General features: G+C 68.3%; 13 protein-coding genes and 1 pseudogene. 4 read left to right on the top strand and 10 right to left on the bottom strand.

Annotated features, from left to right (window positions below; genetic code table 11):
- Window positions 1-342 precede the first annotated feature (342 nt).
- Window positions 343-1,182 carry a LuxR C-terminal-related transcriptional regulator gene (locus ACFWJX_RS01340; RefSeq protein ID WP_383235028.1) on the bottom strand — a complete coding sequence of 280 codons (840 nt, stop codon included), beginning with the start codon at window positions 1,180-1,182 and terminating at the stop codon, window positions 343-345.
- Window positions 1,183-1,445: 263 nt separating this feature from the next.
- On the opposite strand from ACFWJX_RS01340, the gene ACFWJX_RS01335 reads away from it, so the two are divergent.
- Window positions 1,446-3,044 (top strand): AMP-binding protein, encoded by a 1,599-nt coding sequence (locus ACFWJX_RS01335; protein ID WP_383235025.1) that lies wholly within the window; start codon window positions 1,446-1,448, stop codon window positions 3,042-3,044.
- Between the two features lie 520 nt (window positions 3,045-3,564).
- On the top strand, window positions 3,565-5,961 hold the full coding sequence (locus ACFWJX_RS01330) for a SpoIIE family protein phosphatase (RefSeq protein ID WP_383235022.1): 2,397 nt from the start codon (window positions 3,565-3,567) through the stop codon (window positions 5,959-5,961).
- Window positions 5,962-6,277: 316 nt separating this feature from the next.
- Here the strand turns inward: ACFWJX_RS01330 and ACFWJX_RS01325 are convergent, their stop codons facing one another.
- Complete coding sequence (locus ACFWJX_RS01325) at window positions 6,278-7,036, bottom strand: nuclear transport factor 2 family protein (RefSeq protein ID WP_383235019.1); 759 nt, start codon at window positions 7,034-7,036, stop codon at window positions 6,278-6,280.
- A 145-nt stretch (window positions 7,037-7,181) separates the two neighbouring features.
- Between ACFWJX_RS01325 and ACFWJX_RS01320 the strand changes: the two genes are divergently transcribed.
- A complete protein-coding gene (locus tag ACFWJX_RS01320; protein ID WP_383235016.1) occupies window positions 7,182-8,036 on the top strand; it encodes a helix-turn-helix domain-containing protein in 855 nt (284 codons plus the stop codon).
- Here ACFWJX_RS01320 and ACFWJX_RS01315 read toward each other — a convergent pair.
- The gene (locus ACFWJX_RS01315; RefSeq protein ID WP_383235013.1) at window positions 7,990-8,364 is read right to left on the bottom strand and encodes a hypothetical protein; all 375 of its coding nucleotides are present in this window, start codon (window positions 8,362-8,364) and stop codon (window positions 7,990-7,992) included. The genes ACFWJX_RS01320 and ACFWJX_RS01315 overlap by 47 nt on opposite strands.
- A gap of 191 nt (window positions 8,365-8,555) precedes the next feature.
- Window positions 8,556-9,491 (bottom strand): ester cyclase, encoded by a 936-nt coding sequence (locus tag ACFWJX_RS01310; RefSeq protein ID WP_383235011.1) that lies wholly within the window; start codon window positions 9,489-9,491, stop codon window positions 8,556-8,558.
- A 248-nt stretch (window positions 9,492-9,739) separates the two neighbouring features.
- Here ACFWJX_RS01310 and ACFWJX_RS01305 point away from each other — a divergent pair.
- Window positions 9,740-9,951: pseudogene (locus tag ACFWJX_RS01305) on the top strand (IS110 family transposase); the annotation flags it as partial.
- Here ACFWJX_RS01305 and ACFWJX_RS01300 read toward each other — a convergent pair.
- The 6 genes from ACFWJX_RS01300 to ACFWJX_RS01275 form a co-directional block, all read right to left on the bottom strand.
- Window positions 9,944-11,407 carry a benzaldehyde dehydrogenase gene (locus ACFWJX_RS01300; RefSeq protein ID WP_383235009.1) on the bottom strand — a complete coding sequence of 488 codons (1,464 nt, stop codon included), beginning with the start codon at window positions 11,405-11,407 and terminating at the stop codon, window positions 9,944-9,946. The pseudogene ACFWJX_RS01305 and the gene ACFWJX_RS01300 sit on opposite strands and share 8 nt — an antisense overlap.
- Before the next feature lie 75 nt (window positions 11,408-11,482).
- Entirely contained in the window at window positions 11,483-12,604 is a 1,122-nt protein-coding gene (locus ACFWJX_RS01295; RefSeq protein ID WP_383235006.1) for an NAD(P)-dependent alcohol dehydrogenase, read from the bottom strand.
- Between the two features lie 197 nt (window positions 12,605-12,801).
- A complete protein-coding gene (locus ACFWJX_RS01290; protein WP_383235004.1) occupies window positions 12,802-13,779 on the bottom strand; it encodes an alpha/beta hydrolase in 978 nt (325 codons plus the stop codon).
- A 30-nt stretch (window positions 13,780-13,809) separates the two neighbouring features.
- Window positions 13,810-14,616, bottom strand: a complete 807-nt coding sequence (locus ACFWJX_RS01285; protein ID WP_383235001.1) for an SDR family NAD(P)-dependent oxidoreductase — start codon at window positions 14,614-14,616, stop codon at window positions 13,810-13,812.
- Between the two features lie 23 nt (window positions 14,617-14,639).
- Window positions 14,640-15,428 (bottom strand): SDR family NAD(P)-dependent oxidoreductase, encoded by a 789-nt coding sequence (locus ACFWJX_RS01280; protein ID WP_383234999.1) that lies wholly within the window; start codon window positions 15,426-15,428, stop codon window positions 14,640-14,642.
- A gap of 39 nt (window positions 15,429-15,467) precedes the next feature.
- Window positions 15,468-16,214, bottom strand: coding sequence for an ABC transporter ATP-binding protein (locus ACFWJX_RS01275; RefSeq protein ID WP_383234997.1), 747 nt, complete (start codon window positions 16,212-16,214; stop codon window positions 15,468-15,470).
- Window positions 16,215-16,236 lie beyond the last annotated feature (22 nt).

Genomic DNA, 16,236 nt, shown 5'->3' with positions numbered 1-16,236 from the left:
CGCAGTCCGCGCCAGGTGTACCACCGCGTGCCAGCCGCTTGGCACCGGTAGCGGAGCATGCGTTGGCCTGCCCCGCCGCCGGGCAGGCCGGGGCGGGCGAGCGCCCACGGCCGCGGCCATGGGTCACTCTCGTCCCAGACCGTATCTCTCCACCGGTCCATGACTCTTGACCGGCAGGTGGCCGCTACCCGCGACCCCGTCGATCCGGACCCACGCGGGCTGCTGCCGGTCGCGATCCGCCTGGCATCGCATCGATCACAGCGATCTCGCGAGTGGTCGGCACAGCCACAGGAGGGGCGGAGGCGGAGTCTCGCGGAACCGATGCGGACCACCGCCAGGTGCCTACGGAAGAAGCCCGCGGCGCCGCGCGGTGATCACGGCCTCGAATCGCGTGTGCGCATCGAGCTTCCGCATGGCGCTGCGCAGATACGACTTGACCGTCTCCGGCAGCAGCGACAGGCGCCTGCCGGCTTCGGCGTTGCTGCACCCCAGGGCCACCTGGGCGAGGACATCGACTTCGCGTGGTGACAGCGGGGAGGAGGCGTCCGGCTCGGATGCCGTACCGAGACCGGCCAGCCGCCGCGACGCCTCAAGGAGCCGCTCACGCAGAGCGTCGTCGCTGGTTTCCTGTGCGAGGACGCGGAGTTCCGCATGGACCTGGCGGACCTCTTCAGCGGCGAGCCGGCTTCCGGGAAATCCACGGTCGGCCGCAACGGCCTGCTGGAGCCTCAGCCGCCGGTCGACCTCGTCGCGGATGGCGATCTCCCCGGCCAGTTGCCGTGAGGCGTCGACCATGGCGGTCGTCGCGCGGTCTCCGAGGGGCGCGGGTCCACGAGTGGCTCCGTACAGCACTCCGCGTACCGCGCCCGACACCACCAGCGGGACGGCGACGATCGAGCGGATACCCTCCGCCATCACTGCGGCATCGTAGTCGTGCGTGATGGAGTCGGCGGACCGGTAGTCGGCCACGGCGGCAGGCCGACGCCGGGCCAGGACCTGCCCGCCCAGGCCGGCGCCCGGACGAATGTCGAGCCCGTGCATGGCCGTCGTCCGGACACCGACGAACTGCAGCAGGTGCAGAACCCCGTCCCGCACCTGCCCGCCGAAGACGACCGGCAGACCGGCGCGCCCCTGGGTCAGCCGAAGGGCGTGCCGGATCGCGTCTCCATCGTCAGGCCTCATGACATCGTCCGGATTTGCGATCATTTGCCCCTACCTCATTTCGGGGGTAGCCAGCCAACGGCGTAACCCGGAGCATAAGTTGCCGTAACGCCACGGCAAACGGCGGTCACGACACGATTCGATGACATCCGCATTCCCTGCCCATGACGCGGCAAGGGGCGCACCATATTTACCGGTCGCCACCGGTCGCCATATGAAGGAGATACCTGGTGCCGACAACGCAGAGTGCGCCCAGCTACGCATCAGGGGCCTACTCAAAGCCCATGCTCGGCGACACGATCGGCGAGAACTTCGATCGCACGGTGCTGTCATTTCCCGAGCGGGATGCGTTGATCGAGCGGGCCACCGGGCGCCGCTGGAGTTATGCGGCACTCGCCGCCGACGTCAACGCGTTGGCGCACGGGCTGCTGGAGCTGGGTATCGGCAAAGGAGATCGGGTAGGCATCTGGGCACCCAATTGTGCGGAGTGGACCCTCACGCAGTACGCCACCGCGAAAATCGGCGCCATCCTGGTCACCATCAACCCCGCCTACCGCTCCCACGAGCTGGAGTACGTACTGAACCAAGCCGGAATCCGGCTGGTCATCGCCGCGGAGACATTCAAGACCTCCCACTACGCCGCCATGATCGCCGAAGTGGCGCCGCGCTGCCCAGCGCTGGAGCACGTGATCCTGCTCGGCGACCGCGTCTGGAACTCCCTGCTGGCGGACGGACGGCAGGGCGACCCGGCCGTGCTGGCCGAGAGGCAGGCCACGCTGAGTCCGGACGACCCGATCAACATCCAGTACACCTCGGGGACCACCGGCTTCCCCAAGGGAGCCACCCTGTCGCACCACAACATCCTCAACAACGGCTTCTTCGTGGGCGAGTTGTGCAATTACACCGAGAACGACCGCGTCTGCATCCCGGTGCCCTTCTACCACTGCTTCGGCATGGTGATGGGGAACCTCGCGTGCACCAGTCACGGCGCGGCCATGGTCATCCCAGCACCGTCATTCGACCCCAAGTCCACCTTGGCCGCGGTCGCGGAGGAGTCCTGCACATCGCTGTACGGGGTCCCGACAATGTTCATCGCGGAACTCGCCGACCCCGACTTCGACTCGTTCGACCTGTCCAGCCTGCGTACCGGCATCATGGCGGGCTCACCCTGCCCGATCGAGGTGATGAAGGAGGTCATCGAGCGCATGGGCATGGCCGAGGTGTCCATCTGCTACGGCATGACGGAGACCTCGCCGGTTTCGACCCAGACGCGCGCGGACGACTCGGTGGACCGCCGTGTCTCGACCGTCGGCACTGTCGGTCCACACCTGGAGGTCAAGGTGGTGAACCCGCTGACGGGTACGACCGCTGCGCGCGGCGAACCCGGAGAGCTGTGCACCCGCGGCTACTCGGTCATGCTCGGTTACTGGGGTGAACCCGAGAAAACCGCCGAGGCCATCGACGCCGCACGCTGGATGCACACCGGCGACCTCGCGGTCATGGACGACGACGGATACCTCAGCATCACCGGTCGCATCAAGGACATGGTGATCCGTGGCGGGGAGAACCTGTACCCGCGCGAAATCGAGGAGTTCCTTTACACCCACCCGGACATCCTGGATGTCCAGGTCATCGGCGTCCCGGACCCGAAGTACGGCGAAGAGCTGATGGCCTGGGTCCGCATGCACGACGGCGCCGAACCGCTCACCACCGACGCCGTGCGTGAATTCTGCAGCGGCAAGCTGGCCCACTTCAAGATTCCACGCTACGTGCACGTCGTCGACGCATTCCCCATGACCGTCACCGGCAAGATCCGCAAAATCGAGATGCGGGAAAAGGCTGTGCAGATGCTGAACCTGCCTGCGAACCGCCTTTTGCTCTAGGGCCTATTTACCCGGAGAGCCTCCCGCACGTCCTTGCCGGCGATAATCCCAGCAGCGTCTTGGTGAGGACAGGCGGCTGGAGTCCACGCCGACCAAGGACAGGTCACCCAACCCGAGGGGCTCGAGGCGATTCGACCTCTCCGCGTGGGCAGTAGCCGCCATTCGAACCATCGCCGGGCAGGTGTGTCAGGGACCATCCCTTGCCTGCCCGCGCCACAAAGCAGACGAGGCCAATGAGCGCGCCTCGATGCGGAAATCGGCTCAACTGGGCAGGGACGCCGCGGGTCGCACGACAGTAGGCGGGGTGGCCGCAGTCGCAGCCGGCGGCGCGGATCTCGACCCGGACCATGTCCGGCAGAACGCCGACACACTGGCCCGCTCGTCGTCGACACGTTCCCGCGCGGCACGGGACCCCACGGCTGAACCGCCCGGCCGGCCGCCCCGTCCCGTCTTGCCCTCCGCCGCTCCCCGTACGATCGTGGACAGTGCTCCGGCACAAGGCAGAAAGACCAGGTGCGCCATGCATCGCACCGGCGGGCCGCCCGGCCGACGCACACGGCAGCTGGACAAGGCCCACCCCGTCGAGTCCGTGACCATAGCGGTGACGGACGGGGACAGACGTGTGGCCTACTGGAGCCGCGAGGCCCAGGAACTTCTGGGATACACCCCCGCGGAGATCATCGGCCGGCCCCTGGACGATCTGGTCTCCGCCGACGGTGAGACGGTGCGCCATCGCGACGGCAGCCTGCTGGACACGCAGGTCCACCTGAGCCCGTTGTCCGGCGCCACGCAGCAGCAGAACTTCCTCGTGACAACCATTGCGTCACCGGGGACGGGGAAGCTGCAGGACCTCATGTGGTGGATGCTGGAGCAGCAGTCCCCGTCTCTGTCGATCTACGACCGTGAGGGGCGGCTGCTGTGGTCCAACGAGGCCGCACGGCGGACGGTGGACCTCCCCCAGAGTGAAGTCCGCGGCCGACGCCTGACCGAATTCCTCCCGGGACCCGCTTTCGAGGAGGCGGAGCGCAGGATTCTCAGGGTCGCCGAGACCGGCGAGCCGGAATACACAGAACTCTTCGTCGCACTCCCGCGTGAACCCCGGGCACACGCCTGGGCCGTGGACGTCTTCCCCCTCAAAGACGCGCACGGCCGGGTGCACGCGGTGGGCATGGTGGGCAACGACTACTCCGAGCAGCACCACAGCCGCGAACGCATGGCCCTGCTCAGCGAGGCCAGGACCCGCATCGGCGCGAGCCTGGACGTGGCGGGAACCGCCCAGGAACTCGTCGACGTCACCGTGACGGTGTCCCACTTCGCCGACTTCGTCAGCGTCGATCTCCTGGAGGACGTCTTCCGCGGTGCGCTGCCCAGCCCCGGCACCCGCACGGGGCCCCTCTCGCTGCGACGGGCGGCGCAGGGCGGCACCCGCCCTCTTCCGCCCGGCGCCGCCCCTGGCGTCGGCGCGGTCCACACCCCTCCGCAGTCCTCTCCCGTCGTCCGCTGCCAGGTCACCGGCCGCACGGTGCTGAGCCATGTGCAGGACCCCGACATCGTGCGCTGGCTCGCCGAGGACCCCGGCCAGGCGGCGCACGCCCGCGCCTTCGGCACCCACTCCCTGCTCGCGGTGCCCGTCCGGGCCCGCGGCGTGACCCTCGGGGCCGCCCTCTTCCTCCGGCACTCGTCCTCTCCCGACCCTTTCGGCCCCGATGACCTGACCGTCATCGAGGACCTGGTGGCCAAGGTCGCCGTCTGCCTGGACAACGCCCGTCGCTTCACCCACGAGCGCGGCACCGCGCTGGCGCTCCAGCGGTCCCTGCTGCCGGGAAAGCCGACCCTCCACCCCGCGGTGGAGACGGCGTCGCGTTATGTGCCTGCGGGCGGCAACGCCGGGGTGGGCGGCGACTGGTTCGACGTGATCCCGCTCCCCGGTGCGCGCGTCGGCCTCGTCGTCGGCGACGTCGTGGGGCACGGCATCAGCGCCTCGGCCACCATGGGCCGCCTGCGCACAGCGGTACGCACCCTCGCCGACATCGACCTGGCGCCCGACGAGCTCCTCACCCACCTCGACGACATCGTGACCCACTCCGGGCTCCCCCAGGACGCCGATGACTCCGACGACGTTTCGGCGTCACAGATCCCGGGAGAAGTCGGCGCCACCTGCCTGTACGCCGTCTACGATCCCGTCTCCCGCACATGCTCGCTGGCCCGCGCCGGCCACCCGCCCCCGATCCTGGTCGGGCCTGACGCAACGGCCCAGGTCGTGGACCTGCCCGCGGGCCCTCCCCTCGGCCTGGGCAGCCTGCCCTTCGAAGCAGCGGAGTTCACGCTGCCCGAAAACAGCGTCCTGGCTCTGTTCACCGACGGCCTCATCGAAAGCCGCCACCACGACCTCGACGAAGGCAACCGAATCCTGTGCCGGGCACTGGCCCGGCCACAACCCTCGCTCGAAGCCCTCTGCGACACCGTCCTGGACACCCAGCACCTCGCGGCCGACGGCGACGACGTCGCCCTGCTGCTGATCCGCGCCCGTGCTCTTGGCCCGGAAAGCCTGGCTACCTGGGATCTGCCCAGCGATCCCGCGATCGTGGCCGAGGCACGCAAGCGCACCGGCGACCGTCTCGCCGAGTGGGGGCTCGAGGAGGCCTCGTTCGTCACGGAACTCGTCGTCAGCGAGTTGGTCACCAACGCCATCCGCTACGGCACCGGCCCGATCCGGCTGCGGCTGATCAAGGACCGGACACTCACCTGCGAGGTGTCCGACACCAGCAGCACCAGCCCCCACCTGCGCAGGGCCCGGCTGAGCGACGAGGGCGGCCGCGGCCTGCTGCTGGTCGCCCAGCTCACCGAACGCTGGGGCACTCGCCATACACGTGCGGGCAAGACCATATGGGCCGAACAGGTCCTCCACACCGCCTGAGCGGCCGCCTGCCCCACAGCGCGACCAAGACCGGGGAACGGGCGCGGACACTCCTCCGTCCATGCCGGGACCGCAGCCTGCGTCGGCTTGTCGTCCGGGGCGGGGATGCGGTGGAGCCCCTCGCGGTCGCACCAGCCCGTCACGCCGAAGCGGAAAGAGGTGCCGGCAGGAAACCACCGACCGTCACGCCCGGGTCGGCGCCGGCCCGGGCGTCGCTCAGCTGTTGCGAAGCTACGCCGTTGTCGACGCTGAGCTCGATCGTCTTTCCGGCAAACGGGGGCGCGCCCGTCGCGTCATCGCCTTTCGGGTCCGGCGATCAGAACAGGCCGTTGTCGTGCGGCAGGGTGTCCGGGATGGGGGCGACGATGTCCCAGTGCTCGACGATCTTGCCGTCGGCGACACGGAACAGGTCCCAGTACGCGACCGGAACATCGAACTCGCCCTCGGAGACCACCAACACGAAGTTGCCCTCGGCGATCACCCGGTGAGTCGTCCCGTAGGCGATTTTCTTGCCCTGTTCGGTCCACGCCGCAAAGGCGGCGCCGAGCCCGTCAAGCCCGTCAGCGATCTCCGGGTGGTGCTGGTCGTACTGCTCGGTGGAGATGAAGTCGGTCAGCACGGAGAAGTCACCGCCCTTGAGGACCTTCTCGACGAACTCGAGGACCAGGGCACGGTTGGCCTCAGTCTTGTCGAGGTCGCTGACCTCTGCCGGGCCATCGACCTGCGAGCGGCCCGAGACAGTCTTGGTGACCTGGGGGGTGAGCGCGTCCCAGTGCTCGGCGAGCTTGCCGTCGGCGACGCGGAACAGGTCGAAGGCGACCAGCGGGTCCGGACCGAAGCCGTAGTAGACGCCGTGGACCGCGACCAGGTCGCCCTCGGCGATGGTCCGGGCGACCTTGTGACGGACGTCGTCGGTGAGTGACCCGATCAGCCCACGCAGGCCTTCGGGACCGTCGGGCGCGGCCGAGCTGTGCTGGCGGTAGTCGGCCGCGACCCACCGGTCGACGGCGGTGGCGTCCTTGTCGCCGAAAAGCTCCTTGACTGCGGTGAGGACGGTGGTCTTGTTGTCGCTCATATTCGTCGTTCCCTCGTGCTTGTGGCCTGGTGGGCGGCTTGGGTTTCTGACATCAACATTGGTCCCAGATTCGGTCGGTGCTGCGGTAGGTTCTGGTCTCGTGATGGTGAATATCGGACAGAGCACCCGCGATGCCATCCCGAGGGTGGACTTCAACGCGCGCGTCGGCACTCCGGCCGGCGTCGAGGTGATGTCACTGTCCGAGTTCCGGCGGCGTGGCGGCGGCTGGTTCACGACGCCGCAACGCCCCGATTTCCACCACCTCATCGCCACGGTCAGCGGGACGCTGAAGCAGGAGGTCGACTTCACCACATACGACGCGACCCCCGGGAGCTGGTTGTGGGTCCGTCCGGGGCAGGTCCAGAGGTGGGGGGACCTGAGCGAGGTCGAGGGGCATCTCGTGCTCTTCGAGAGCGACTTCCTCGATCCAGCCACGGTAGTCGCGGCACGCCTGGAGACGCCGGGCAGCCCCGTGCAGTACTTCGCCGTCGACGACCATGCCGTCGATCTGGCGATCGAGCACCTCTGTCATGAGTTCGGTGCCGTCGGCGCGAGTCCGCTCGACGTGCACATCGCCATCCTGCGGCACCTGCTGTCCGTGCTGGTGCTCCGGCTGGCCGACCGACCGAGTGGGCTTCCCAACGCTACGGAGGGCAGCGAGACCTTCCGCCGATTCCGCGAGGCAGTCGAGCGTGACTTCACCAAGACCCATCAGGTCGCTGACTACGCGAGAGCCCTGGGCTACTCCCCGCGCACGCTGAGGAGGGCAACCGCATCAGCGGTCGGTACCAACGCCAAGGAGTTCATCGACGAACGAGTCATGCTGGAAGCCAAGCGCCGCCTGGCCCACAGCGACGAGCCCGCCGCCCGCGTTGCCGCACACCTCGGCTTCAGCAGTGCCACCAACTTCAACAAATACTTCCAGTCCCGAGCCGGACAGAGCCCGATCCAGTTCAGGAATGCGGCCCGACAGGTCCCACGTCCGCAAGATGGGCCCTGACGCTGCGGACGTGCGTCATGCGGATGCAGCTCCCTCTCCCGGCAAGGGCGTGGCGAAGCGAGTCGATTCCGAAGTCCACCCAGTCGCCGAGGAGATCAGAGCCCGAAGTCGCCCGGCTGCAGGTGTTCTTGAGGGCTTCGAGTAGGCGGATGTGGCGGTTGACCAGCACGCCGAGGTTCTTGTGGCGGGTCTGGGCGGCGATCTGGCTGATCTCCTCGACCGTGAGCGGGCGGGAGAGGCGGCGGGATGCGTCCCCGTAGGTGCGGACCAGGCCGCGGCGGACCTGGCGGACTGCTTCGGAGGCGACCCGCCGATTGCGGAGGTGCATCACTGACCCGGCGGACTGCGTTCCGCCGTCGGCCCCTGCGGTGGGCTCCGTCCGCATGTCGGGGCGAGGTCGCCAGGGCACACGGACGGACCGATGGACGGCCGGCGTGTGAAAGCGAGATCCCGCCCGCCCGGCGAGGAACCTACTGGAACACAAAGAGGCATTCTGTGTTCGTTGAACGCCCCTCAGATTCAGAACATCGTGTTGTCGTTGGCGGAAGTGGCCGGGACGTCCTGAAGCACGTCCCAGTGCTCGACGATCTTCCCGCCCCGCACCCGGAACAGATCCACGACGGCCTGCCCGCGCTCTCCGGGCGCGTTCACGTAGTGACTGTGGACGGCGACCAGGTCCCCCTCGGCGACAACGCGCTTACGAGAGACGGCCAGCTCCGGGAACGCCCGGAAGTACGCCCCGAGGCCGTCCCGCGCACCGGCCAGGCCATCCGCGATGGTGGGATTGTGCTGGTGGTATTCGGTGCTCCAGTACGTGTCGAGCGCTGAGAGATCCTTGTCGACGATGAGCCGGTCGAACGCCTTGGTGACGAGCTTCTTGTTGTAGGCGGTGAGCCACCGCGGCCCGGGTTGCCCGGTCTGCGGCCGACTGACTGTGGAGAACATGTCGTTGCCGTTGACACTGGTGTCGGGGACGTTCTGCCCGGTGTCCCAATGCTCGGCGATCTTGCCGCCATGGAACCGGAAAATGTCGAATACGGCCGAGCCTCTACTTCCCGGCGTCAATACGAGGTTGGAGTGCACCACGACGAGGTCGTTCTCGGAGATGACCCGCTTGATGTCGTACTTGGCGTTGGGGAACTGCTGATGCATCCCGACAGCCAAGTTCTTCAACGTCTCGGCGCCATCGGGCGCGAGGGGGTTGTGCTGGATGTAATCGGCCCGCACGAACCTGTCCACGACCACGGTGTCACCCCGCTCGAACGCCCCCTTAAGGACGCGTACGGCAACGGTCTTCTGGTAATCGAGCCGGGCGCCGCCGTCGACGTGCCCGAAGGCGTGACCCGCGCTGACGGGCGGCGAGGCGACGGCGGGTACGGTCGCGGCGCCCAGCAGGGCGGACGTGGCGACCGTGGCGAAGAGGATGCGACGGGTGGCCGTGCGCTGGCTGGACATGCGGTAAGTCACGATGTTCCCTCTCTTGGAACTTGGGCGCTTTCCTGGATGTCGGAGCGGACTCAATTCTTGGGGCCGAAACATGTAGGCGTTGGCGACGTCGATGAGGGCTGCGCCCTGGTAGGCGGGGTAGCGCTCGGTGATGGCCTTCTTGTAGGCGTCGCCGTCGTCACCGAGCAGCTCCCGGCCGGCGTTGACGTAGTCGGTGAGCTCGGCCCTGATGGCGGGGGTGGTCGGCTCGCCGTGGCCGGGCAGGATGGTGTCTGCTGACCGACGACCTGAACGTGATCCTGGTCAACGCCCGGCAGGTCAGAACATGCCCGGCCGTAGGACGGACGTCTCCGACTCCTCCTGGCCGGCCCAGCTCGGCGCCCACGGACTGGTCCGCCCCTCGTTCCTCCCGCCGCAGCCGGTGCGGGACCTGACCCGGGCCCGCACCACCGCTCCCGGGTTCAGAACGGGTACCGCGCGGGCTCCCCACGCATCGTGATCCACCGAGTCTCGGTGAAGGCCTCGATGTTCGCTGCCGCGCCCCCGAAACGCGACCCTGTCCCAGACGCTCCGACGCCTCCGAAGGGCGCGTTCGCCTCGTCGTTGACCGTCTGGTCGTTGATGTGAACGATCCCCGTGGGGATCCGCTCAGCCAGCGCGAGACCGCGCATGACGTCTCGGGTGACGACGCCAAGGGAGAGCCCGTACTCCGACTCCGTGGCAAGCCGAACAGCGTCGTCCTCGGAAGACACTCTTGTGACCGGGGCCACGGGACCGAAAACCTCCTGGGCGAAAGCCGGTGAGGTCACACCAGCGTCTGCCAAGACGGTGGCCTGGTAGAACAGGCCGTCGTACGTGCCTCCCGCGGCCACACGAGCGCCATCGCCGACGCTGTCGGTGACCATGGCGTGGATCTTGTTTCGTTGTCCTTCGTCGATGATCGGGCCGAGCGCAACCTGGCTCGCGGCGGGATCGCCGACCGGAAGCCGGCTGGCCTTGTCGGCAAGGCGCTCCACGAATTCTTCGTACAAGCCACCTGCTACGAGGTGCCGGCCCGTCGTCATGCAGATCTGCCCCTGATGGAAGAACGAACCCCAAGCCGCGAGATTGACCGCCGCTTCGACGTCGGCGTCATCGAGGACGAGGAGGGCGGAATTCCCGCCGAGCTCGAGGTGCGCACGCTTCAGGTGTTTGCCGGCAAGCTCGCCGATGCGCCGGCCAACCGCGGTGGACCCTGTGAAGGAGACGACCCGCACGCTCGGATCGATGACGACGGCCTCGCCGACATCAGCGCCGCCCGGCAGCATCTGGAGGACACCGGCCGGCAAGCCGGCTTCCTCGAAAATCCGGGCCATCAAGGTACCGCCGGTCACCGCTGTGCGCGGATCGGGCTTGAGCAGCACAGCGTTCCCCAACGCAAGCGCGGGCGCCACCGATCGGATGCCGAGGATGATCGGCACGTTGAACGGTGAGATCACGCTGACGACACCGGCCGGCATTCGCTTGGCCATGGACAGCCGCGGCTGCTCGGAAGCCAACATTTCGCCAATGGGATGGCTGGGGAGCGCCGCGGCGTTCCAGCACTCCTCGGCGGCGACGTGCAACGCAAAGCCGGCCATGCCCGGTACCGCGCCGACCTCTCGAACATTCCAGTCGGTGATCTCGTCGGCGTGCTCTTGCCAGAGGTCCCCCGCCTTGCGCAGCACGGCCGCACGCTTTGAATGAGGGAGCGCTGCCCATTCGCGTTGCGCCTCCATCGCGGTGCGACCTGCTCTGGCGACGTCCGCGGCGGTGGCCTTGCCCATCCGGCCGAGCTGCTTGCCGGTGGCCGGTTCGACGACGGCGTAGTCGCCACCGGCTCCGGGGACCCAGTCGCCGCCCACGAAGATCTTGCCCTGCCAATCAACGCTGTCCAGTAGTCCCACGGCGCTGCCTCCTTGTGTGTGTTGGTGCTGTTTCATCGGATGAGTCGCGAACGATGAACGTCGCGGTGTGCCGCGTCAGTGGGGCATGCGGAGCACAGGCTTCAGGACGTCGCCACTGCTGCTCGCTGCGAACGCCGCGTCGATCTCGCGGAGGTCATAGCTGCGAATGAGTTCGTCAAAGGGGAAGCGCCCCTGGCGGTAGAGCTCGACCAGGGTCCCGATCAGCTCTTCGCTTCGTCCGCTTCCGCCGAGCGTGCCCACGATTCGCTTGCCCCACAGCGTGGAGAGGTGGTCGGCGGCGAACTCCGCCCCGGCAGGGGCGCCTCCGACAAGCACGCAGGTTCCCAGCATGCCGACACTGTCGATCGCCTGGCGCACCACCGTGACCACGCCGGTGCACTCGAGGGAGTAGTCGGCGGGACCACCACAGATCTCGTGAACTGCGGTCACCGGATCGACGTCGCCACCGACCTGCACGGTGTGCGTGGCGCCGTAACGGGTGGCGAGCTCAAGCCGGCTCCCGTGCCGGTCGACAGCGACGATTCTTGTCGCCGGTGACAGTCGAGCGGCCATGATCGCGGCCAGCCCGACGGCACCGGCTCCGTACACGACAAGGCTGGAGCCGGGGCGTGGCTTGAGGGTGTTGAAGACGGTACCTGCGCCGGTTGCGACGCCGCACGCCAGCGGCCCCAGCAGCTCGACAGGAACATCCGCTGGGACTTTGACGAGAGAGTCCGCCCATGTAAGGGAGTAGGACGCGAACGACGACTGGCCGAAGAAGTGGCTGTGTACCGCCGATCCGTCGCTGCGGCGCAGCGACGGATCGCCCGCGTGCGGTCCCAGCAGCCGGGCGCCCGAGCACAGCGCCTCACCGAGGCGAGCGCAGTACCGGGGTTCCCCGTCTCGGCAGTTGCGGCAGGAGCCGCACGAAGGCCAGCCGATGACGACGTGGTCGCCGGGACCGACCGACGTCACGCCCTCGCCGATGGCCTCGACGATGCCTGCGCCCTCATGGCCCAGTACTCCCGGATAGGGCATCGGCAGGTCGCCGTCCCTGGCGATGGCATCAGTGTGGCAAACACCTGTCGCCACGATCCTGATCAGCGCTTCCCCCGGCCCTGGGTCGGCCAGTTCCAGGTCTTCCAGTCGGAAGGCCCCGCCCACCTCGTTGACCACTGCAGCGATGGCACGCGTCATGTTGTTCTCCCATCTCAAAATCTTGTCCGGTCGGGCGTCGGTTGGAAGCAATGCGCACGAACCTGCCTGGATCCGCAGCGGCGGCAGGCATCCCCGCCTTGACGAGCGCTTCTGCGTGTCCCGGCTCGCGCAGCTCCAGATAACCGATCCGGAAGTCGCCATTGACCTGATCGATGACCATTGCCTTCGCTCTCATCTCACGTCCCCTCCGGGGCGCCGATGTCGCGCGACTGGACGGAGCGCACCTGGGCGGCACCGGTCCTGCCGACCTGCGCCAGTCTCAGCTGCTCCTTGATGAAGTCCGCTGCGGACACCAGCGCCGAGGCGGCGTCGGCCAGCAGGAAGTCGAAACGCTGAAAGGCGTGCATCATCCCGGGCCACACTTCCAGGGCCGCGCTGACTCCCGCTGCCATCGCGCGAGCAGCGAGGCGGTGCGCGTCCGAGGCGAGAAGCTCGGCCGAGCCCACCTGGATGAGGACGGGCGGAAGGCCGCGCAGGTCGGCGTTGATGGGGCTGATGAGAGGAATCGACGCATCGGCCCCCGCCCTGTAGTCGTGGCCCCGGCGTGACAGGCCGGTCTGCGAGACATCCGCGACGGAATCCACGTGGTCACACTGGTGCTGAGACGCGAGGTCGACCCACGGTGAGAGCAACACGACGGCGCACGGCAGCGGAAGCCCGCTGTCTCGGGCAGCGACCAGAGTGGCCAGTGCGACCCCGGCACCGGACGAGTCTCCCGCCACGACGATGCGACGTGCCGGTGTGCCGCGGCTCAGGAGGCCGCGATACGCGGCGAAGGCGTCGCCGAGCGCGAACGGGAACGGATGTTCCGGGGCCCTCTTCAGGGCGACGCATACCCCTGCGGCGCCTGATAGCCCCGCGATGGTCGACCAGAGGCGAAGGTGGCCGCGCGCCGACCCTGCCACGTGCAGGCCGCCGTGCACGTACAGCACAGTCGCCGTGGTGTCCCCACGTGCAGCGGTGGCCAGGACCGGGGCGCCGCCCAACTCACCCGTGGACGGACGCACGCCGGCGGGCAGGGGAATGCGACCGGCCAGGGTCTGCTCGGCCCGGCGAAAGTCCGGTACGTCGGCACGATCGTCCAGGCGACACTCGCGGACCAGGTTCGCGACGCGATCCACCTCGCGGCGACGGTGTGTTGCATACGCCGTCATGGCGATTCCGACACGGCCCATGGCACGTCATCAGCCCTGGATGGTGACGCGTGGGTCGAAGGGGACCGTACCGGGGTCCAGTGCTGTGTGTCCGCCGTCGACCGTGAGGGTGGCGCCGTTCACATAGGACGATCCGTCGGACAGAAGCCAGACGATCGCCTCTGCCACCTCCTTCGGCCACCCGGCGCGCCGCATGGGCACGAGCGAGGTCACCAGGTCATAGGCAGCGTCGACGTCCAGCCCTCGCGAGCTCCCGATGACGGCCATCTCGTCGTCGGCCATCTCCGTGCGGCCCCACCCCGGGCACACAACGTTCGCGCGCAGGCCACGGGGGCCGTACTCGACGGCGAGGGACAGAGCGAGTGAGGTCAGCGCTGCCTTCGAGGTGCCGTACGCGGTCATGCCCAGTGCGGTGCGGACCGCGGCCACGGACGACACCGCCACCACACGCCCGCCGCTGGCGAGCAGACTCGGGAGCGCTCGCTTCGCGATGAGGAAGGGACCGGTGACGTTGGTCTTCATGATGAGGTCCCAGTCCTCGAGGGTCGTCGACTCAAGGTCACCGAGGCGTTGGACCCCGGCGTTGAGGACAAGCCCGTCGAGGCGGCCGAATTGCGCCACCGTGCGGTCGACCACGTCGGCGCATGCTCCGGGTTCGATCAGGTCTGCGACGAGGTCGAGTGCTCCGGTGCGCGCGGCGACCGACGCGAGGGGGCCCGGCCGGCGACCGCAGATCGCGACGTTCCAGCCCTGGGCGGTCAGCAGTTCGGCGGTGGCGGCACCGAAGCCTGTGCCGCCACCGGTGATGAGGGCCACGGGCGCGTGGACGGTCTCCATCTGATCTCCTCGTGAGCCACTCGTCACACGTTGTCCGCGACGACCTTGCAGTTGATGACGCCGCCGTCGACCTGCCACGCCGCTCCCGTGACGTAGCTCGCCTCGTCGGAGAGCAGGAACCTGACCACGGTCGCGATCTCGTCCGGCGTACCGAACCGTCCCATCGGGGTGGACCCCGCCATCGCGTTCCACGCCGCCGAGGGGTCGGCTGGGTTGAAGTCCTGCGAGAGGGAGCGGGTCATCCTCGTCTCGATGACACCCGGTTCGACGCTGTTGACCCGGATACCCAGGTGCGCAACCTCGGTGGCCGCCGTACGCGTCAGGGCACACACCCCGGCCTTGGTTGCGTTGTAGGCCGCTGTGGCCGGAAGCCCGAGCTCGGCCGCGATGGATGCCGTGTTCACGATGGCTCCTCTCTTCTGCTCGATCATGATCGGCAGCACGTGGCGCAGGCCCAGGAAGACCCCCTTCAGGTTGACCGCGACGACCTTGTCGAATCCGTCCTCGGGGTACTCCGCCAACGGAGCGACGGGACCCTCGATGCCGGCATTGTTGAAGAACGCGTCGATCGCGCCGAAGCGGCTGATGGCAGCCTTGACGTAGGCGGCCACGTCGGCCGACGAGCTGACATCACCGAGGTGGGTGAGTGTGGTCGCCGTGTCGAGGAGTGCGGCCGTCTCGGCGAGAGCGGCTTCGTCTCGATCGACGAGCACCAGGTTTGCACCGGCCTCGGCCAGCCGCACCGCGGTGGCACGGCCGATGCCACCGCCGCCCCCAGTGATCACGGCGGTCCGTCCGCTGAAGTTCGTCATTCTTTTCTCCTCTTCGATGGTGGTGGTCTCGGGACGACGTCAGTGCCCCGCGGGAAGAGCCGGCCGGCTCTGGGCCGGGGACTTGTCGTCGATCAGGTGGTAGGCGCTGTGCACCAGGTGTGGGTTGAGTCGCAGGGTCTCGGCGTCCTCGGTGAGCTGGATCCGGCCCCGCACCATGACCGCGGCCCTGTCGGCGAGCGAGAGGGCGAGGGTGGTGAACTGCTCGATCAGGAGTACGCCGACTCCCTGCTGGGCGATCTGGCCCAGGCTGGCGGCGAGCCGCCGGACAACGACCGGTGCGAGACCGAGGGAGAGCTCGTCGATGACCAGGAACCGCGGGCTGTCGATGAGCGCTTGTCCCAGCGCGACCATCTGTTGCTGGCCGCCCGAGAGCTTGCCCGCGCGTCGGTTCAGCAGAGTCTCCAACTCAGGGAAGAGCTCGAGAACCCGCCGAAGCCCCTCGTCATAGGCGGGCCCGCGCATCCGGGAGCCGGCGACGCGGAGGTTGTCACCGACCGACAGGTCGCTCAGGATGCGGTGGCCCTCCGGAGCCGCTGCGAGTCCGGACTCGCGGACGGCGTGCGGACGGCGACCGCGCACCTCCAGGCCGTCCACCTGAACCGAGCCCGAGTCAGCGGGAAGCACGCCGGTGAGGGCCAGCACGAGGCTCGACTTGCCCGCCCCGTTCGGCCCCAGAAGTGCCGTGATCCTGCCGCTCGGGATGGCAAGGTCCACCCCTCGAACCACCGGCCGCCCACCGCGCGACACCTGGAGATCCTTGATCACCAAGGATCCTGTGACCGGCCCA

Origin of the sequence: Streptomyces sp. NPDC058335 (assembly GCF_042723915.1) — a bacterium.
Taxonomy (GTDB): Bacteria; Actinomycetota; Actinomycetes; order Streptomycetales; family Streptomycetaceae; genus Streptomyces.
This window is presented reverse-complemented; position numbering and strand designations above follow the sequence as displayed.